Below are 16843 nucleotides of genomic sequence, written 5' to 3' on the forward strand. Positions count from 1 at the left end.
TTCAACTGGGTCAACACGGTGCTGGGCAACGTCAAGAACGCGATCACCGGCACCTACCATGCCATCCGCGGGAAACATACCCCACGCTACCTGGCCGAATTCGAGTATCGCTTCAATCGGCGCTATGACCTCAAGGCCATGATCCCGCGGTTTCTCACGGTCGCCGCCAGAACACCGCCGATGCCATACCGGTTCCTGAAGATGGCTGAGCCTTATGCGTAATCAGGATTTGTTTTCCGTGAATGAGGATGCGCAATGGCACGGATTGGCAGTGCTGATGCCTCTCGGGTAAGCGGACCCCTCTAATAGCCATCAAATGCGACAGATTATCGTTATTTTTGATAACACCCCTGAACATGCCGTGATCGGCACGATTGGCCGCCGGGGCTTCACATCAAAATCATACAGGACTAAACTGGTCCTCAATCGAACACGAGGGGCATGGCCCCCGGGGAGTCAGGCCTTGCTGAAGCTTTCCAGACTGACCGACTACGCGGCGGTGGTGATGGCACAGATCGCCCGCCATCCCGAGCAGTCTCAGGCGGCCGCAGAGCTTGCCGAGGCGGTCCAGCTGCCCCATCCCACGGTCAGCAAGACCCTCAAGATGCTGGTCAAGGCGGGGCTGCTCGAGTCGCGGCGCGGTGCCCAGGGGGGCTACTCGCTGGCGCGTCCGGCGTCCCGGATCACCGCCACTGACATCATCACGGCCATCGAGGGGCCGGTGGCGATGACCGAGTGCAGCCAGGTCGGAGGCGATTGCGACTTGGCCGCCACCTGCGGCGTGGCGGACAACTGGCAGCGCGTCTCGCTGGCCATCCGCGCCCTGCTCGACAGCGTGACCCTGGCGCATCTGGCCGCTACCGATCCGATCAAGCTGCCGGTGCAGCTGCCCATTCAGAGCGTGAGTCTGGCCGTCGAGGCCTGACCCTACGAGCATTTTACTACCCGAGGCGAGCCAGTGCTCGCTGACCCAACCGCCCGGGAGGGGGAGACATCATGGCAAGTCAGGAAATGGAACAGCTTGTCCGTCGCGATTACAAGGAAGGCTTCGTGACCGACATCGAGAGCGACACGGTACCGCCCGGCCTGGACGAGAGCACCATCGCCTTCATCTCCAACAAGAAGGGCGAGCCGGCGTGGATGCTGGAATGGCGCCTCAAGGCCTACCACCAGTGGCTGAAGATGACGCCGCCCTCCTGGGCGCATCTCGACTATCCGTCCATCGACTACCAGGCGATCTCCTACTACAGCGCGCCCAAGCGTGACGAGGACAAGCCCCAGAGCCTCGACGAGGTGGACCCCAAGCTGCTCGAGACCTACGAGAAGCTGGGCATTCCCCTGCACGAGCGGGCGGCCCTGGCCGGGGTGGCGGTGGACGCGGTCTTCGATTCGGTATCGGTGACCACCACCTTCAAGGAGAAACTCTACGAGGCGGGCGTGATCTTCTGCTCCATCTCCGAGGCGATCCGCGACTACCCGGAGCTGATCAAGAAGTACCTGGGCAGCGTGGTGCCTCAGGGCGACAACTACTTCGCGGCGCTCAACTCCGCGGTGTTCACCGACGGCTCCTTCGTCTTCGTCCCGGAGGGCGTGACTTGCCCCATGGAGCTTTCCACCTATTTTCGCATCAACGCCGAGAACACCGGGCAGTTCGAGCGCACCCTGATCATCTGTGAAGACCGGGCCCAGGTGTCGTATCTCGAGGGTTGCACCGCGCCCCAGCGCGACGAGAATCAGCTGCACGCCGCGGTGGTCGAACTGGTGGCCCTCGAGGATGCCTACATCAAGTACTCCACCGTGCAGAACTGGTATCCCGGCGACGAGGACGGCAAGGGCGGCATCTACAACTTCGTCACCAAGCGCGGCGATTGCCGCGGCGACCGTTCGCGCATCAGCTGGACCCAGGTAGAGACCGGCTCGGCCATCACCTGGAAGTATCCCTCCTGCGTGTTGCGCGGCAAGCACAGCATCGGCGAGTTCTACTCCGTGGCGGTGACCAACGGCCGCCAGCAGGCCGACACCGGAACCAAGATGATCCACATTGGCGAGGGCACCCGCTCGAGCATCATCTCCAAGGGCATCTCCGCCGGGCGCAGCAACCAGTCCTACCGTGGCCTGGTGAAGGTGGGCCCACGGGCCAAGGGGGCGCGCAACTTCACCCAGTGCGACTCGCTGCTGATCGGTGATACCTGCGGCGCCCACACCTTTCCCTACCAGGAGATCGGCAACAGCACCGCCACCGTCGAGCACGAGGCGACCACCTCCAAGATCGGCGAGGATCAGCTCTTCTACTGCCAGAGCCGCGGCATCTCCGAGGAGGATGCGGTGAGCATGATCGTCAACGGCTTCTGCAAGGACGTGTTCCAGGAGCTGCCCATGGAGTTTGCCGTGGAGGCCGAGGCGCTGCTCAACGTTACCCTCGAAGGCGCTGTTGGTTAAGGCGCTATTGCGCTCGGTCACTCAGTGTTGGAGGCCCTCCTCGGCATGCTCATTGAGCAGCAGTCAACTCCGCTGCACTCGTCGGACCTCCGCCTTGATTGACCGTCGCTCATGACGCGCCTCTGGCGCAGTGGAAAGCATCATTTTTTCGGGTCGCGCCGGCGGCTCACCACGAATCAAAGGTAGTCAACATGCTCGAAGTCAAGGATCTGCACGTCACGGTCGAGGGTTCCGAGATCCTCAAGGGCCTCAGCCTGACCATCAACGCCGGTGAGGTCCACGCCATCATGGGCCCCAACGGGGCCGGCAAGTCGACCCTGTCGGCGGTGATCGCCGGAAAGGACGGCTACCAGGTGACCCAGGGCTCGATCACCTTCGAGGGTCAGGACGTGCTGGAGATGGAGATCGAGGAGCGGGCCCGCGCCGGCCTGTTGCTGGGCTTCCAGTACCCGGTTGAGATCCCGGGGGTGAAGAACATCTACCTGCTCAAGGCAGCGCTGAACGCCCAGCGTGAGGCGCAGGGGCTGGGTGAGATCCCGGCACCGGCGTTCATGAAGCTGATCAAGGAGAAGGTGGCCTCCATGAAGATGGACACCAGCTTCCTGCAGCGTGCCGTCAACGAGGGCTTCTCCGGCGGCGAGAAGAAGCGTAACGAGATCCTGCAGATGCTGGTGCTGCAGCCGAAGCTGGCGATGCTCGACGAGATCGACTCGGGCTTGGACATCGATGCCATGAAGGTGGTCGCCGATGGCGTCAACTCCCTGCGCGCCGAGGACCGGGCCATCCTGCTGGTGACCCACTACCAGCGCTTGCTCGACTACATCGTGCCGGATCGCGTGCACGTGCTGGTCGATGGCCGCATCGTCAAGAGCGGCGATGCCGAGCTGGCCCGTGAACTCGAGAGCCGTGGCTATGACTGGGTGCAGGAGGAGACCGCCGCATGAGTGATGCCGTACACAGCGATGTGCAACGCTTCCTCGACCGGTTGAGCGAGCGCAGCAACGCCCGCGGCGCCGAGCCGACCTGGATCGCCGCCCGTCGCCAGGCGGGGGCCGCCCGCTTCGAGGCGCTGGGCTTTCCTCATCGCCGTATCGAGGCATGGAAGTACACCGACGTGCGGGCCATTGCCCGGGGCGACTTCCACCTGGCCACCGATGCCGACTTCTCCCCGGCCACGGCGGCGAGTCTGACCCTGCCTCTGGAGGCCCATCGGCTGACCTTCGTCGACGGCATCTTCGCCCCGGCGCTGTCACGGCTCGACGAGTTGCCCAACGGCGTGCAGTTGCTGCCGCTGTCCCGGGCGCTGGTGGAGAACCACGAGGCGCTGGTGGAGAACCACGAGGCGGTGGGGGGGCCGCTGGGTCGGCTCACCGGGGTCGAGTTCTCGGCCTTCGCGGCGCTCAATACCGCCTTCATGGAAGAGGGCGCCGTGCTGCGCCTGGCGTCTGGCACCATCGTCGAGAAGCCGATCATCCTGCAGTTCCTCTCCCGGGCCGGCGAGGCGCCGGTGATGAGCCACCCGCGTATCCTGCTCGAGGCGGGTTCCCGCAGCCAGGCCACGGTCATCGAGCATCATGTCGGCGAGGAGGGCGCCGCCAACTTCACCAACCTGGTGGAGGAGGTCATCCTCGAGCGCGGCGCTATCCTTACCCACTACAAGCTGCAGGAGGCGCCGCTTGCCGACCTGCACGTGGCCAGCATCCATGTCGAGCAGGCCCGCGACAGCCGTTACACCTCCTTCAACCTGAACCTGGGTGGTGGCCTGGTACGCAACGACCTGGTGGCCGAGCTCGATGGCCAGGGTGCCGAAGCTAACTTTAACGGGCTCTTCTATGGTCAGGGGCGCCAGCACGTGGACAACCATACTCTGGTCAACCACAACGCGCCGCGCACCTTCTCCAACGAGAACTACAAGGGCATCCTCGACGATCGCGCCCACGGCGTGTTCAATGGCAAGGTGGTGGTCAAGCGCGACAGCCAGCAGATCGAGGGCTACCAGAGCAACGCCAACCTGCTGCTCTCCGACCGCGCCGAGATCGACACCAAGCCCGAACTCGAGATCTATGCCGACGACGTCAAGTGCTCCCATGGCAGCACGACCGGCCAGCTCGACGAGGAGGCGGTGTTCGCCCTGCGCTGTCGCGGCATCGACGAGCAGACGGCCCGCGGTCTGCTGACCCTGGCCTTCGCCGGCGAGGTGCTCGAGCAGGTCGATCTCGACGTCATCGCCGAGCGGGTCGAACGGGCCGTGGCCGGCAAGCTCCCCGAGCGCTTCAACCTGACCGGTCTGGTGGAAGCTGCCACCGCCCTTAACGAGGAGTGAGCCATGGCCGACTTCAGCGACCTGACGCTGGATGTGGTGAGGGTGCGACGCGACTTCCCCATCCTCGAGCGGGAAGTGCATGGCAAGCCACTGGTCTATCTGGACAACGCCGCCACCAGCCAGACCCCGCAGCAGGTGATCGAGGTGTTCGACGACTACTACGCTCGCTACAACGCCAATATCCATCGTGGGCTGCATACCCTGGCCGACGAGGCCACGGCAGCCTTCGAAGGGACCCGCGAGACGGTGCGTGTCTTCCTGAACGCAGGCGAGACCCGCGAGATCGTCTTCACCCGCGGCACCACCGAGGCGATCAACCTGGTGGCCAACAGCTGGGGACGCACCAACCTTGGCCCCGGCGACGAGGTGCTGATCTCGCACCTCGAGCACCACTCCAACATCGTGCCCTGGCAGCTGCTGGCCGGCGAGCTGGGTTTCACCATCAAGGTGATCCCGGTGGATGAGCGCGGCGTGCTCGACCAGGCGGCCTACCGTGACCTCGTCACCGAGCGCACGCGGCTGGTGGCGGTCAACCATGTCTCCAACGCCTTCGGCACCGTCAACCCGGTGCGCGAGATGGCGCGGGTGGCCCACGAGCAGGGCGCACGAATCCTGGTTGACGGTGCCCAGGCCGCGCCCCACCAGGCCATCGACGTGCGCGACATCGACGCCGACTTTTACGCCTTCTCCGGTCACAAGGTCTATGGCCCTACCGGCGTGGGGGTGCTCTACGCCAAGGCCGAACTACTCGAAGCGATGCCGCCCTGGCAGGGCGGCGGCGAGATGATCCGTATGGTCTCCTTCGAGACGCCGACTACCTTCGCCGACATCCCGCATAAGTTCGAGGCCGGCACGCCGGCCATCGCCGAGGTGATCGCCCTGGGGCGTGCCCTGCAATGGGTTGATGAGATCGGCCTTGGCCTGATCGGCGCCTGGGAGGCTCGGCTGCTCGAGCATGCCACCCAGGGCGTGGGGGCCATCGAGGGGTTGCGCATCCTGGGCACTGCACCGGAAAAGACCGGCGTGCTATCGTTCGTCGTCGATGGCGCTCACTCCCAGGACATCGGACTGTTGATCGACCAGCTCGGGGTGGCGATCCGCACCGGCCATCACTGCGCTCAGCCGCTGCTGGCCCACTTCGGGGTGGACGCCACCTGCCGGGCATCCTTCGCCGCCTACAACACGCCCGAGGAGATCGACGTCTTCGTCGACGGGCTCGAGCGCGTCATCGGCATGCTGCGCTGAGCGCCATCAAGGAGGCGATATGAGCGATATCGAGCAGATGGCTACCCTCTACAAGGGCCAGCAGTTGCCCCTACAGCGCGACGTGGAGGCGATCTCCATCCCCTTCGGCAAGACCGTGACACTGGCCGAGGACAGCGTGGTCAGCGTGATGCAGGCCAAGGGCAGCTCCGTCAGCGTGGGCTACGAGGGACGCCTCTACCTGATCGAGGGAGCCAACTTGGATGCTTTGGGCCTCGAGGCGCTGCCGCGCCCGACCCTGCCCGAGGATGCCACGGAGGAAGAGATCGAGCAGTTCGTGTGGGATCAGCTGCGCACCTGCTTCGACCCCGAGATCCCGGTGAATATCGTCGATCTGGGCCTGGTCTATGGCTGTCGCATCGAGCGGCTGATCACCGGCGAGCGCATAGTCACCATCCGCATGACCCTGACCGCCCCGGGCTGCGGCATGGGCGACGTGATCGCCGCCGATGCCCGCAACAAGATCCTCGGTGCCCCGCAGATCAGCAAGGTCCATACCGAGATCGTCTTCGATCCGCCCTGGAGCCGTGAGATGATGAGCGACGAGGCCAAGCTGGAACTCGGGATGTTCTAGCGTCTGCTCCGGGGAGCGCGATGCACCGGCCATTGTGGAAGGTCTTCAAGGGGGTATTGATGTCACTGGGAGCGTTGTCGCTGCTGGCGGCGGCGCTGTTCGTGCTGGCCAACCTCTATGTGCTGGCGCGTACCCAGGGGAAGATCGAGGACGATCTCGCGCGCTGTGTCAGCGAGCCCGTGGGTATCGTCTTCGGCACGTCCCACTGGACCCGCAGTGGGGCGCGCAACCCGCACTTCGAAGGACGCATGGGCGCTGCCGCCGCGCTGATCCATCTGGGGCGCGTCGACCATCTGCTGATCTCCGGCGACAACAGCACCCGCTATTACAACGAGCCGGTAACCATGTGGCGTGACCTGCGCGGTCGCGACGTGCGTGACGAAGACATGACACTGGACTATGCCGGTTTCAGTACCTTCGACACTTTGGCGCGGGCCCGCGATGTGTTCGGTGTGCAGCGCGCCTTGCTGATCACTCAGGACTGGCACCTGCCGCGGGCGCTGTTCATCGGCGAGGCGCTGGGTCTGGAGGTGAGGGGCTGCGCGGCACCCGATCGCGTCGCGGCCGGGCTCTGGCAACTGAAGCTTCGCGAGTGGGTGGCACGGGTGGCCACCCTGGGGGATCTCTATCTTTGGAAGCGCGAGCCCCACTTCCTGGGGCCGCTGGAGCCGCTGCAGATCATGCCGCCGGAGCGTGAGCGGCTGCTGCTCCCGCGTGGCATGCTCAACGCTTCGGACGCTGCTTCTGAAGGCGATACAGCTCGCGGATCAGTGCCCGACAGCCCTTCCAGCACTCCTCGATGACCGGCTCCATGGGATCGGGCAGGGGATGGGTAAACAGCGTCGACAGCGCCTGCATTAGTACCCGTTCCTGTTCCAACAGCTCGCCGATCACCACCTGATTCTCGTTGCCGACGAAGCTCTTTAACCGGCTCCACAACCACATGTAGTCGTCGCGCTCGACATCGGCATCGCGCGGTAGCAGGTTGAGGTGCTTACGCGCCAGTTCCTGCAGCTCATGCATCGACTTCTTGCGCGCCTCATAGTGGGGCTCGAGCCTGTCGCGTAGCGTGGGACCCAGGCGCTCCAGGTTATCCTGGAAATAGTCGATGCTGTCGGCCATTGCCTCAAGGGCACTGTCCATCGCCACTTGGCGATTATCGAGAAACATGCGTGGTCACCTCCTCCGGTGACGCAGATTGTGGGGCTGTCGCCTTACGTTTGCCACCCCAAAAGGTCAATTATTTGCGGCACCCGTCAGTGGTCCGGGCCAAGGACTCACCCCTTGGGGCGTGGCGGGACCTTATGCCGCGGAGAGGCGTTCTTCTCCAGGTGTTCGACGATCAGCCCGGCGATGTCCTTGCCGGTCGCGGTCTCGATGCCTTGCAGCCCCGGCGAGGAGTTGACCTCCATGATCACCGGACCATGGTTGGAGCGCAGCAGGTCTACACCGGCCACGCGCAATCCCATGGCCTTGGCGGCGCGGATCGCCGTCGAGCGCTCCTCCGGCGTAATGCGGATCACGCTGGCGCTGCCGCCACGATGCAGGTTGGAGCGGAACTCGCCTTCGGCAGCCTGGCGCTTCATCGAGGCCACCACCTTGTCGCCGATCACCAGGCAGCGGATATCGGCGCCCTTCGCCTCCTTGATGTACTCCTGCACCATGATGTTGGCCTTCATGCCCATGAAGGCCTGGATCACGCTCTCGGCGGCCTGGTTGGTCTCGGCCAGCACCACGCCGATGCCCTGGGTGCCCTCCAGCAGCTTGATCACCAGCGGGGCGCCCCTGACCATGGTGATCAGGTCGGGAATGTCGTCCGGCGAGTGGGCGAAGCCGGTGATCGGCAGCCCCAGCCCCTTGCGCGACAGCAACTGCAGGGAGCGCAGTTTGTCGCGGGAGCGGGTGATGGAGACATTGTCGTTGAGCACATAGGTGCCCATCATCTCGAACTGACGCAGCACCGCACAGCCATAGAAGGTGATCGAGGAGCCGATACGCGGAATCACCGCGTCGAAGGGTTCAAGCTCCTCGCCCTTGTAGTGGATCGAGGGGTGGTGCGAGGTGATGCTCATGTAGCAGCGCAGGGTATCGACCACCCGCGCAGTGTGCCCTCGCAGCTCGGCCGCCTCGATAAGGCGCCGCGTGGAGTAGAGGTTGCGATTGCGTGATAGCAGCGCGATGTGCATTCGTGACTCCAGGTTCGATGGCCGGGGAGGGTCAGGGTTCGCCATGCAGGAAGGCCACGCCGGGGGCCACCAGCAGGCGGCGCAGGGCGCGGCGGCCGAGCAGCATCGGATGGCGCATGTCGCGACGGTCGGTCAGGCTCAGCTCCACGGGAAAGACCAGGCTGCCAAGCTGCATGGTGGTGCGGATCACGTGGCGCCACTCCGACTGACCGTTGGAACTGGTCACCCGCCGTCGATCATGCAGGTGCATGCGGTGAACATGGGCCGGCGTGCCAGGACCACCGCCACGTGTCGTGAAGCTGACCCAGAGATGGCCGTCATCCTCGAAGGATTCGATGTCCTCGGCATGCAGCGCCGAGGTTCGCGCGCCGGTATCGACCTTGGCGCACAGCGTCAGATGCAGCTCTGGCAGGGTGACCATCTCGCGGCGGCCGATCACCGCCTTGGGCGTGTAGGGCAGTTCTCTCATCTTCTCGCTCCCAGGTCTCTGCGCTCAGCCTGACAGGCCGGTCAGGCGGCGGCCAATTGCGCCATTCGGCACGGCCTCACGCAGCGTCATCAGCAGCGGCAGGCGCAGTCGCGGGACCAGCGCCAGGTCACGGGCCACGGCCGTGAAGTCGGCCCCGGGGGTCTCGGCCAGGCGGGCGAGGAAGCGGGGCAGGCGCTCGGCATCCTCCAGGTGGCGCCAGCCGCGCCCGGCGATGGCCGCCAGCAGGTCGGGACCGCAGGCGTCCGGGTCATCGAGCAGGGCGTCGAACCAGGCGCCGGCCAGCTCGGTCGAGGCGCCGCCCATGGCCCGCACGCAGGCGCAGAAGGTCTCGATGTCCCCGGCGCGGCCTGCCGTTTCCCCGCGACGGCGCAGGGCGCGGGCCAGCTCGTCGGCAATCGCCACATGCTCCAGACAGTAGCACAGCGAGGTCAGTACCTCGCCGGGCAGGGTGTCCAGGCGTGCGGCCAGCATACGGCTCGATTCCCTATCCAGGCGCACCGCGAAGTCGGCCAGGCCCTGCAGGCCCAGGGCGCGCCAGTCGATCGCCTGCTGCCCGGTCAGGTAGGCCTCGACCGGCTCGAGGTGCTGGCTGGCGGGCAGGCCCGCATCCAGGCTGGCCCGCGCATGCAGCACGGCCTGGAAGGGCAGTGCGGGGGTAAAGGTCAGAGGGTTGTCCTTCATCAGGTTGTCGATCCCGGCGCTCTCCGTGCGCCCCAGGCCCCGCACGCCATGGCCCAGGGTCTCCAGCAGGCGCTGCAGGAAGGCGTCACGCGGGGCCGGGTCGAGGTGGCCCTGCTCGTCCAGCGGCAGGGCCAGGAACCAGATCAGCGGGTCCTCCAGGTCGCCCAGGCGGAAGACCATGGCGAGGCGCGCCGTGCCCTGCCAGGGGGCCGGCCAGGCCAGCTCGCCGGCTTCGAAGGCGGCCAGGGTGTCGAGCGAGCACGGCTCGACACGCCGTCCGAGGTGGTAGAGCCTCGCCTCGGCACCGCTGCGCCGGAAGAAGTCGTGAAGGCTGTGGATCGGTTGCATGCTATCTCCGGGTCAGGAACCGTGCACTCTACCGCGGTGTCGGGGTGCTGTCAGCCGCCGAGAGGGGCCTCGTCGCGATCCGTCGTTGGTCAGTTGTTGACCAGTCTGCCCCATGGCCCATGGGAAGCGGCCAGGGGAGACCTTTCCAGTGTTTATCCACAGGCCCGTTCAGGATATCTGTGCACTATGCACAAGAGGGCGGGTCAGGCAGTGGAAGGCCCCGCGGGGTGGCCAGTGGCGGGGCCTAACGGAGATAATGGTCCCACATGCACCGAAGAGACTGCCCATGACCGTTCACGACGAACTCGGCACCGCCCTGCGCGAGCTCGAGGCCACCATGAAGGCCGCCAGCCTGTGGCGCATGGAGCGACCCGAGCCGGACGCCTTCCGCAGCGTCCAGCCATTCTGCATCGACACCATGACGCTGCCCCAGTGGCTGCGCTTCGTGTTCATCGTGCGCCTGGAGGCCCTGGTCGAGTCGCGCTCGCTGATGCCGGAGACCTGCGACGTCGCCCCGGCAGTGGATGCCTGGTTGCAGCAGCAGGGCGCGCGCGCCAGCGACCGGCTGCTGATGGGCAAGGTGGTCGAGGAGATCGACCGCCTGGTCACAGAGAACTGATGCCGCGGAATCCTGAGATGCCCTGCTACTTTGCCTATGGCAGCAATAAACTCAACCCGGTCCGCCGCTCGGGCCGGGTTATCTGACTGGATAATCAGAAGCGAAAGCTGAGCCCCGCCATCACCACTACCGGATCAACCTCGACCTTGCCGATGTCCTCTCCGTCGAGGCTGGCATCGCTATCGATATCCAGGTACCAGGCGGCGGCGTTAAACGCCCAATGGTCGTCGATCAGCAGGTCGACGCCCAGCTGGCCAGCAGCGCCCCAGGAGTTGTCCAACTCAAGATCGGCGCCAGGAATACTAATTTCCTCATCCGAGAAGCGGGTGTAGTTGACGCCGATGCCGGCATAGGGCTGGATCCGAGCTGCGGTGCCGCCCAGCGGGTAGTACTGCAGGGTCAGGGTCGGCGGCAGGTGATCAGTGGAGCCGCTTAAGGCCCCGTCGCCCAGGCTGATGTCATGGTCGAAGGGCTCGGCGGCCAGCAGCTCCACCCCCAATTTGTCGGTAAAGCGGTAGCCCAGGGTAAAGGCAAAGCCGTTATCATCCTCGACGTCAACATCGAGGGAGCCATTGACCAGTTCACCGTTGTCGCTTTTGGGGTCGACCTTGGCTACGCCCACCCGGGTGAAGAAGTCGCCGGCGCCATAGGCAAATGCCTGAGTGCTGGCGGTCAAGGCAGCCGCCGCGAAGCCGGCGGCAAGTAGAGAGGAAAGAGCGGTCTTGTGCATGGGTCGTCTCCTGGTTGACGAAGGCGCGGCTGCTTATGGCAACGCGACTAGCGTATTCTAGCGTCTCGCCATGGGAATATTATTGATCCAGCGCAAGGCTCACTCGTCATTGCCATGAAGGGATGCAAGGCGGTTTTCGGGCCCGCCTCCTGATGTTTTTTCATCTTGACTGTGGGCAACCGTCAAGCAGAGCGGGGATGGAGACCGAAAGGCGACGATGCCGGCTTGGCGTGGCTCCGCAGGAGCCCTTTCGCTACCTCCAACGTGGAAGTGTGCGCGTTCAGCGAGTGATGTGCTGATATTCCCCCGCATTGACCGTCACGCTGCTCACCGCCAGGATGGCAATGAAGGCTGCGATGAAGCCAGGAATGATTTCGTATACGCCGGGGCCGCCCATGAACGAGGCGTTCCAGCCCAGAGAGATCCACAACATCACGGTGAGGGCCCCCACTACCATGCCTGCGATGGCACCGGCGCCATTGGTGCGTGACCACATCAGCGACAGGATGATCAGTGGACCAAACGCCGCGCCAAAGCCCGCCCAGGCGTTGCTGACTAGACCCAGAACCTGGGAATTTGGATCAGACGCAATCACCATGGCAACCAGCCCCACCAGCACGACACTTATCCGTCCTACGGTGACAGTCTCCTTCTCGGTTGCTTGCTTACGCAGGAACAGACGATAGAAGTCCTCGGTCAGTGAGGAAGACGACACCAAAAGCTGGCTGGAAATAGTGCTCATGATCGCTGCCAGCAGGGCCGCATAGAGGAAGCCGGTGAGCAGCGGATGGAACAGCAGATTCGACAGGATGATGAAGATGGTTTCCGGATCCTCGACATCCAGGCCGTTGCGGATCGCGTAAGCCCGACCGAAGATACCCAGTGAGATCGCCCCGATCAGCGAGATTAGCATCCAGCTCATGCCGATATTACGGGCTACTGGAACCTCCTTGAGCGTCCGTATGGCCATAAAGCGCACGATGATATGCGGCTGCCCGAAATACCCCAGCCCCCAGGTCACCGCAGACAGCCAGCCGATGAAGGTCAGGCCTTCCGTCCATGAAAGAAGGGAGGGATCGACCTCATTCAGAGTCTGCGACGCCTGGGAGAAACCGCCACCGCCTTCGCCGAAGAGCACCACTGCTGGCATGATCACCAGGGCCAGCATCATGATGCAGCCTTGCACGAAGTCCGTCATGCTCACGGCCAGGAAGCCGCCGACCACGGTGTAGACGAGTACCACGCCCAGGGTCAGCATGACGCCTGTCGCATAGTCGCTCATGCCACCAATATTGATCACGCCGGCAAAGGCGCTTTCAAACAGCTTGCCGCCCGCCACCAGCCCTGAGGCGGTGTAAACCGCGAAGAACACCACGATGACGACAGCGGAGACCGTTCTCAGCGACATGGCCTGAGTCGGAAACCGGTTTGCCAGAAATTCGGGAATGGTGATCGCATTACCATAGTGAACCGTCTGTTCGCGAAGGCGTGGTGCGACCAGTGTCCAGTTGCACAACGCACCCGCGAGCAGGCCGATGCCGATCCAGGCAGATCCCAAGCCCGAGACGAACATGGCGCCGGGTAGGCCCAGCAGCAACCAGCCGCTCATGTCCGACGCGCCAGCCGACAGCGCCGCCACCTGTGGGCTCAGGGAGCGACCTCCCAGTATGTAATCCTCGGAGGTGGACGTGGATTTGTGCATCGCATAAAAACCGATGGCGATCATGAGCGCAAAATAGACGAAAAGACTGATCCAAACACCGGTAGCCATGAAGCTTCTCCAATTTATTGGTTATTAGGTCGAGCGTAGCGTCGACAGGGGGTGGGCAAGCTTGCAGGCCGGCTTGCTGATGGTATGCATCACGACGCGTTCGAGCGAGCGCAAGGGCGGACGTGGGGCGTTCATAGAGGGTAAGGCGACAAACCGTGTATTGCTTGTCGAATTTGCCTCGCGATTTCACGTTTCCGTGGTTTTAAGCAGTCGAGAGGTTGAATGTTCGACCTTTGTCTAGCCTCGTGGGATAGATGAATCGCGGGATATCACATCACCCCATCCGGGGCATGGCATCACAGGCTGTCTGCAAGGTATCAACACGAGGCTCAGTCCTGGCGGCGTTGCAGCGAGGTATGTGCCGCCAGGTGGTCGCGCAGCGCCGCGAGCTCCTCCTGGCCGGTGGCGTCGAGCAGCGCCTTGCCGCGGCTCACGCGGCCATGGCGCCCGTGCTCATCCATCAGGCGCTGGGCGCGGCGCCTGATCCCGTCCAGGTAGTTATCATGGCGGATCGGATAGCCGATGATGACGTTCCATTCGGTCTCGCCGACGCGACTCTCCAGGGCCTTGTCGAACAGCTCCAGCATGTGCTCGGGTTCGGTGCGATAGCGCGGGGTGCCGGACAGCATCAGCAGCGCGATCATGCCGCCAAAGATGACCAGGCAAATGACCAGGACCAGCAGGAAAAGGGCCATGTTTCGCGGCTCCCTGATGCCGGGCCCTGTCGGGCCGGTTGGTGCGCGGGGGGTGTAGGCCATTCGTGGAGCGGGTGAAGGGAATCGAACCCTCGTCTTAAGCTTGGGAAGCTTCTGCTCTACCATTGAGCTACACCCGCGTTAGAAATCGATAATAAAACCAATTGGTTAGCCTTTGCAAGCAGCGTCGGGGATTTCGTGGCCATTCGTCGCTAAGCCGCTGTTTTTCTCTGGGTTGTCGAAAGCCATCAACGGCTCTTTCAAGCGGTGAGTGTCTTGTCGATGATGTTTTTTGAGAATCTGACGAACTTTTCTGTGTGGCGCTGTCTGAATGAGCGTAGGCAACAACGCGATAGCAGTCGCTAACACTGTTGCCTAAGCTTGCACTTTCGATTTTGCCACTCCATGCCATGCCGCATGGGGTGGTTTTTCTTTGTGTCTGGGTCGTGACAGGTCCGATGCCGGGACTAGGCCTCATGGGAGGCCGGTTTCATGAGTGACGCATGCGCAGCAGTGCGCTGAGCACGTCGCGGCGGGTGACGATGCCCACCAGTCGGTTCTGCTCGATCACCGGATAGACCTTGGGCTTGGCACCAAGCATCTCCTGGGCAAGGTCGGTAATGCTCTTGTTAGGGGTTACCGAGAGCACTTCATTGCGCATCAACTCGCGCACCAGCGGCGGCTCATCGTTGAGGTAGGAGCTTTCCAGCACCTTGCCCATTACGTCCTGCTCGGAGATGAAGCCGATCAAGTAGTCGCGCTCGTCGACCACCGGGACCCCTGGCAGGCGATGCAGTGCCAGGCCCTCGGCCAGGGTGGAGGCCGAGGTCGTGCCGGTGACCCGGTAGCAGTCACGCGACATGATCTCGCGCACGGTGGTGGGGGCCTTGTTGGACATGGCGTATCTCCTTGTACAAGACAGTTACCGGACAGTAGTTTGTGCCGGGCAGTAATGGCCTGGGCTGCAGCCAGCGTTCACGTTGCCAGGCACAGGCCGCAGCCGTGTCTCGTCCCCAGCATAGTTGATCTCGCGGCGAACTCCGGTATGCCAGTCGCCAACGTTTCTCCATCCTGGCCGGATCGTTGGTAGTGGTCAGGAACCTGGCCACGCTCCTCGTCTCCCATATGGCACACTGTTTCGAATGGATCGGCCGCGACGTCGGCCTGTCACCCTCAAGGGAGTTGTCACATGGATGCTCGGGAGTACATGGCTAAGAAGGGACTGGATGGTCAACGAGACCAGGAGCGCCCCAATACCCTGGAAGAGAAGGCCTGGTCGCGCGCTAGGGAAGCCGGAGAGCAACGTCCCCGTGCCGGGACGCCCTTCGACTGGGAAGAGTGGGAGCGCTACCACGAGACGCTGGCCGAGGGCGCCGAGGCACTAGACCAGAAGATTGACCACCAGGCCCATCGCCGGGCGCTCGAACACGACGAGGACAGCGAGGCCATCCAGCACTTTACACCGGCGGCGGGCGGCCAGGCTCGGGTCGACCCGAGCCTGGCCTCGTCAAGCCAGGATCAAAACCAGGAGCAGAAGCGGGCGATGCCTGCCACGACTCGTCTCGCCCTGTGCATATTAGCGGTGCTGTTGCCGCCGCTGGCGGTGGGTCTTGCTCAGGGTGGGGGAGCCCGAATCGCTGCCAGCCTGGTGCTGACCCTGTTGGGCTGGCTGCCCGGGGTCGTATATGCACTGTGGTGGCTGCGCCACACCGCGCGCTGAGGTGCGTATCTTGCTTGGCGGCGGGCGGGCTTTGCTCGGCAGTAACGACGGGTATAATCGGCGTCAACCCACTTTGCCATCAGGAGTTGACCTTGGGCCTTCTCGTCGCTGTCACCGCCCTCTGGGCGTTCTCGTTCTCGCTGATCGGTGTCTATCTGGCCGGCCAGGTAGATAGCTACTTTGCGGTGTTGATGCGCATCGGCCTGGCGACGCTGGTGTTCCTGCCTTTTCTGCGCCCCTCGCTATTGCCCGGTCGCCAGCGTCTTGCGCTGATGGGGCTGGGGGCGGTGCAGCTGGGTGCGATGTACATCTTCTTCTACCAGTCCTTCCTGCTGCTCTCGGTGCCGGAGGTACTGCTTTTCACCATCTTCACGCCGATTTACATCGCCCTGCTCGACGACGCCCTCTTCGGGCGCTTCACGCCTTTCTATCTGGTGACCGCGTCGCTGGCGGTACTGGGTGCAGCGGTGATTCGCTATCAGGGCCTCGACAGCGGTTTCTGGGTGGGCTTCATGGTGGTCCAGGGGGCCAATCTCTGCTTCGCCCTAGGGCAGGTGGGCTATCGCCGCCTCTCGGCAAGCCTGCCCGAGGGCTTGCCGCGCCACAGCGTGTTCGGCTGGTTCTATCTCGGCGCCCTGGCGGTGGCCGTGCCCGCCTTCGCGCTGCTGGGCAGTGCGTCAGGCCTGCCCACCACCGGCGTCCAATGGGGCGTGCTGCTGTGGTTGGGGCTGGTGGCCTCGGGGCTGGGTTACTTCCTCTGGAACCTCGGCGCGACGCGGGTCGATGCCGGTGCCCTGGCGATCATGAACAATGTCCTGATCCCCGCCGGCCTGCTGGTCAACCTGGTGATCTGGAACCGCGATGCCGACCTGGTGCGCCTGGGGTTGGGTGGCGCCATCATCGTCGGCTCGCTGGCACTCAACAAGTGGTGGCTGAAGCGCCGCCGTCTCGCGTCGGCCTTTCCCACCCCCGGATAGCAGCCGTCATACGACAAGGCCGTGAAC

At 63.9% G+C, this 16843-nt stretch carries 19 protein-coding genes and 1 tRNA gene; 11 read left to right on the forward strand and 9 right to left on the reverse strand.

The window, feature by feature from the left end:
- The 8 genes from DFO68_RS09525 to DFO68_RS09560 all read left to right on the forward strand — a co-directional run.
- Window positions 1-222, forward strand: a 222-nt coding sequence (locus DFO68_RS09525; RefSeq protein WP_166637549.1) for a transposase, incomplete at its 5' end; no start/stop codon positions are given.
- A 241-nt stretch (window positions 223-463) separates the two neighbouring features.
- A complete protein-coding gene (locus DFO68_RS09530) occupies window positions 464-925 on the forward strand; it encodes an SUF system Fe-S cluster assembly regulator (protein ID WP_133483435.1) in 462 nt (153 codons plus the stop codon).
- A gap of 71 nt (window positions 926-996) precedes the next feature.
- Window positions 997-2439, forward strand: coding sequence for a Fe-S cluster assembly protein SufB (gene sufB, locus DFO68_RS09535; RefSeq protein ID WP_133483436.1), 1443 nt, complete (start codon window positions 997-999; stop codon window positions 2437-2439).
- Between the two features lie 191 nt (window positions 2440-2630).
- Window positions 2631-3383, forward strand: a complete 753-nt coding sequence (sufC, locus tag DFO68_RS09540) for a Fe-S cluster assembly ATPase SufC (RefSeq protein WP_133483437.1) — start codon at window positions 2631-2633, stop codon at window positions 3381-3383.
- Window positions 3380-4762 (forward strand): Fe-S cluster assembly protein SufD, encoded by a 1383-nt coding sequence (gene sufD / locus DFO68_RS09545; RefSeq protein ID WP_133483438.1) that lies wholly within the window; start codon window positions 3380-3382, stop codon window positions 4760-4762. Before sufC ends, sufD begins: the two co-directional genes overlap by 4 nt.
- A 3-nt stretch (window positions 4763-4765) precedes the next feature.
- Window positions 4766-6007, forward strand: a complete 1242-nt coding sequence (locus tag DFO68_RS09550; protein ID WP_133483439.1) for a cysteine desulfurase — start codon at window positions 4766-4768, stop codon at window positions 6005-6007.
- Between the two features lie 19 nt (window positions 6008-6026).
- Window positions 6027-6599, forward strand: a complete 573-nt coding sequence (gene sufT / locus DFO68_RS09555; RefSeq protein ID WP_133483440.1) for a putative Fe-S cluster assembly protein SufT — start codon at window positions 6027-6029, stop codon at window positions 6597-6599.
- A 20-nt stretch (window positions 6600-6619) separates the two neighbouring features.
- Window positions 6620-7402, forward strand: a complete 783-nt coding sequence (locus DFO68_RS09560; RefSeq protein WP_133483441.1) for a SanA/YdcF family protein — start codon at window positions 6620-6622, stop codon at window positions 7400-7402.
- On the opposite strand, the gene DFO68_RS09565 is transcribed toward DFO68_RS09560, so the two are convergent.
- The 4 genes from DFO68_RS09565 to DFO68_RS09580 form a co-directional block, all read right to left on the reverse strand.
- The gene (locus tag DFO68_RS09565) at window positions 7323-7769 is read right to left on the reverse strand and encodes a hypothetical protein (RefSeq protein WP_133483442.1); all 447 of its coding nucleotides are present in this window, start codon (window positions 7767-7769) and stop codon (window positions 7323-7325) included. The two genes, DFO68_RS09560 and DFO68_RS09565, sit on opposite strands and share 80 nt — an antisense overlap.
- A 107-nt stretch (window positions 7770-7876) precedes the next feature.
- Complete coding sequence (rimK, locus tag DFO68_RS09570; RefSeq protein WP_133483443.1) at window positions 7877-8785, reverse strand: 30S ribosomal protein S6--L-glutamate ligase; 909 nt, start codon at window positions 8783-8785, stop codon at window positions 7877-7879.
- Window positions 8786-8816: 31 nt separating this feature from the next.
- Window positions 8817-9254 carry an ATP-dependent zinc protease family protein gene (locus DFO68_RS09575; protein WP_133483444.1) on the reverse strand — a complete coding sequence of 146 codons (438 nt, stop codon included), beginning with the start codon at window positions 9252-9254 and terminating at the stop codon, window positions 8817-8819.
- Window positions 9255-9278: 24 nt separating this feature from the next.
- Window positions 9279-10304 carry a DUF3549 family protein gene (locus DFO68_RS09580; RefSeq protein WP_133483445.1) on the reverse strand — a complete coding sequence of 342 codons (1026 nt, stop codon included), beginning with the start codon at window positions 10302-10304 and terminating at the stop codon, window positions 9279-9281.
- A 286-nt stretch (window positions 10305-10590) separates the two neighbouring features.
- Here DFO68_RS09580 and DFO68_RS09585 point away from each other — a divergent pair, with 286 nt between their 5' ends.
- A complete protein-coding gene (locus DFO68_RS09585) occupies window positions 10591-10923 on the forward strand; it encodes a YqcC family protein (protein WP_133483446.1) in 333 nt (110 codons plus the stop codon).
- A gap of 94 nt (window positions 10924-11017) precedes the next feature.
- Here the strand turns inward: DFO68_RS09585 and DFO68_RS09590 are convergent, their stop codons facing one another.
- The 5 genes from DFO68_RS09590 to DFO68_RS09610 form a co-directional block, all read right to left on the reverse strand.
- Window positions 11018-11653: an OmpW/AlkL family protein gene (locus DFO68_RS09590; RefSeq protein WP_133483447.1), complete on the reverse strand. Its 636-nt coding sequence runs from the start codon at window positions 11651-11653 to the stop codon at window positions 11018-11020.
- Between the two features lie 280 nt (window positions 11654-11933).
- Window positions 11934-13424, reverse strand: coding sequence for a sodium/proline symporter PutP (gene putP, locus DFO68_RS09595; protein ID WP_133483448.1), 1491 nt, complete (start codon window positions 13422-13424; stop codon window positions 11934-11936).
- 329 nt (window positions 13425-13753) lie between these two features.
- On the reverse strand, window positions 13754-14119 hold the full coding sequence (locus tag DFO68_RS09600; protein ID WP_133483449.1) for a hypothetical protein: 366 nt from the start codon (window positions 14117-14119) through the stop codon (window positions 13754-13756).
- 66 nt (window positions 14120-14185) lie between these two features.
- Window positions 14186-14259: transfer RNA gene (locus tag DFO68_RS09605), tRNA-Gly, on the reverse strand.
- A gap of 350 nt (window positions 14260-14609) precedes the next feature.
- On the reverse strand, window positions 14610-15017 hold the full coding sequence (locus DFO68_RS09610; protein ID WP_133483450.1) for a CBS domain-containing protein: 408 nt from the start codon (window positions 15015-15017) through the stop codon (window positions 14610-14612).
- A gap of 291 nt (window positions 15018-15308) precedes the next feature.
- Between DFO68_RS09610 and DFO68_RS09615 the strand changes: the two genes are divergently transcribed.
- Complete coding sequence (locus DFO68_RS09615) at window positions 15309-15839, forward strand: YqaE/Pmp3 family membrane protein (RefSeq protein WP_133483451.1); 531 nt, start codon at window positions 15309-15311, stop codon at window positions 15837-15839.
- Between the two features lie 92 nt (window positions 15840-15931).
- Window positions 15932-16816 (forward strand): DMT family transporter, encoded by an 885-nt coding sequence (locus tag DFO68_RS09620; RefSeq protein ID WP_133483452.1) that lies wholly within the window; start codon window positions 15932-15934, stop codon window positions 16814-16816.
- The last annotated feature ends 27 nt before the right edge of the window (window positions 16817-16843 follow it).

Origin of the sequence: Halomonas ventosae, from assembly GCF_004361885.1 — a bacterium.
Lineage (GTDB): Bacteria > Pseudomonadota > Gammaproteobacteria > Pseudomonadales > Halomonadaceae > Halomonas > Halomonas ventosae_C.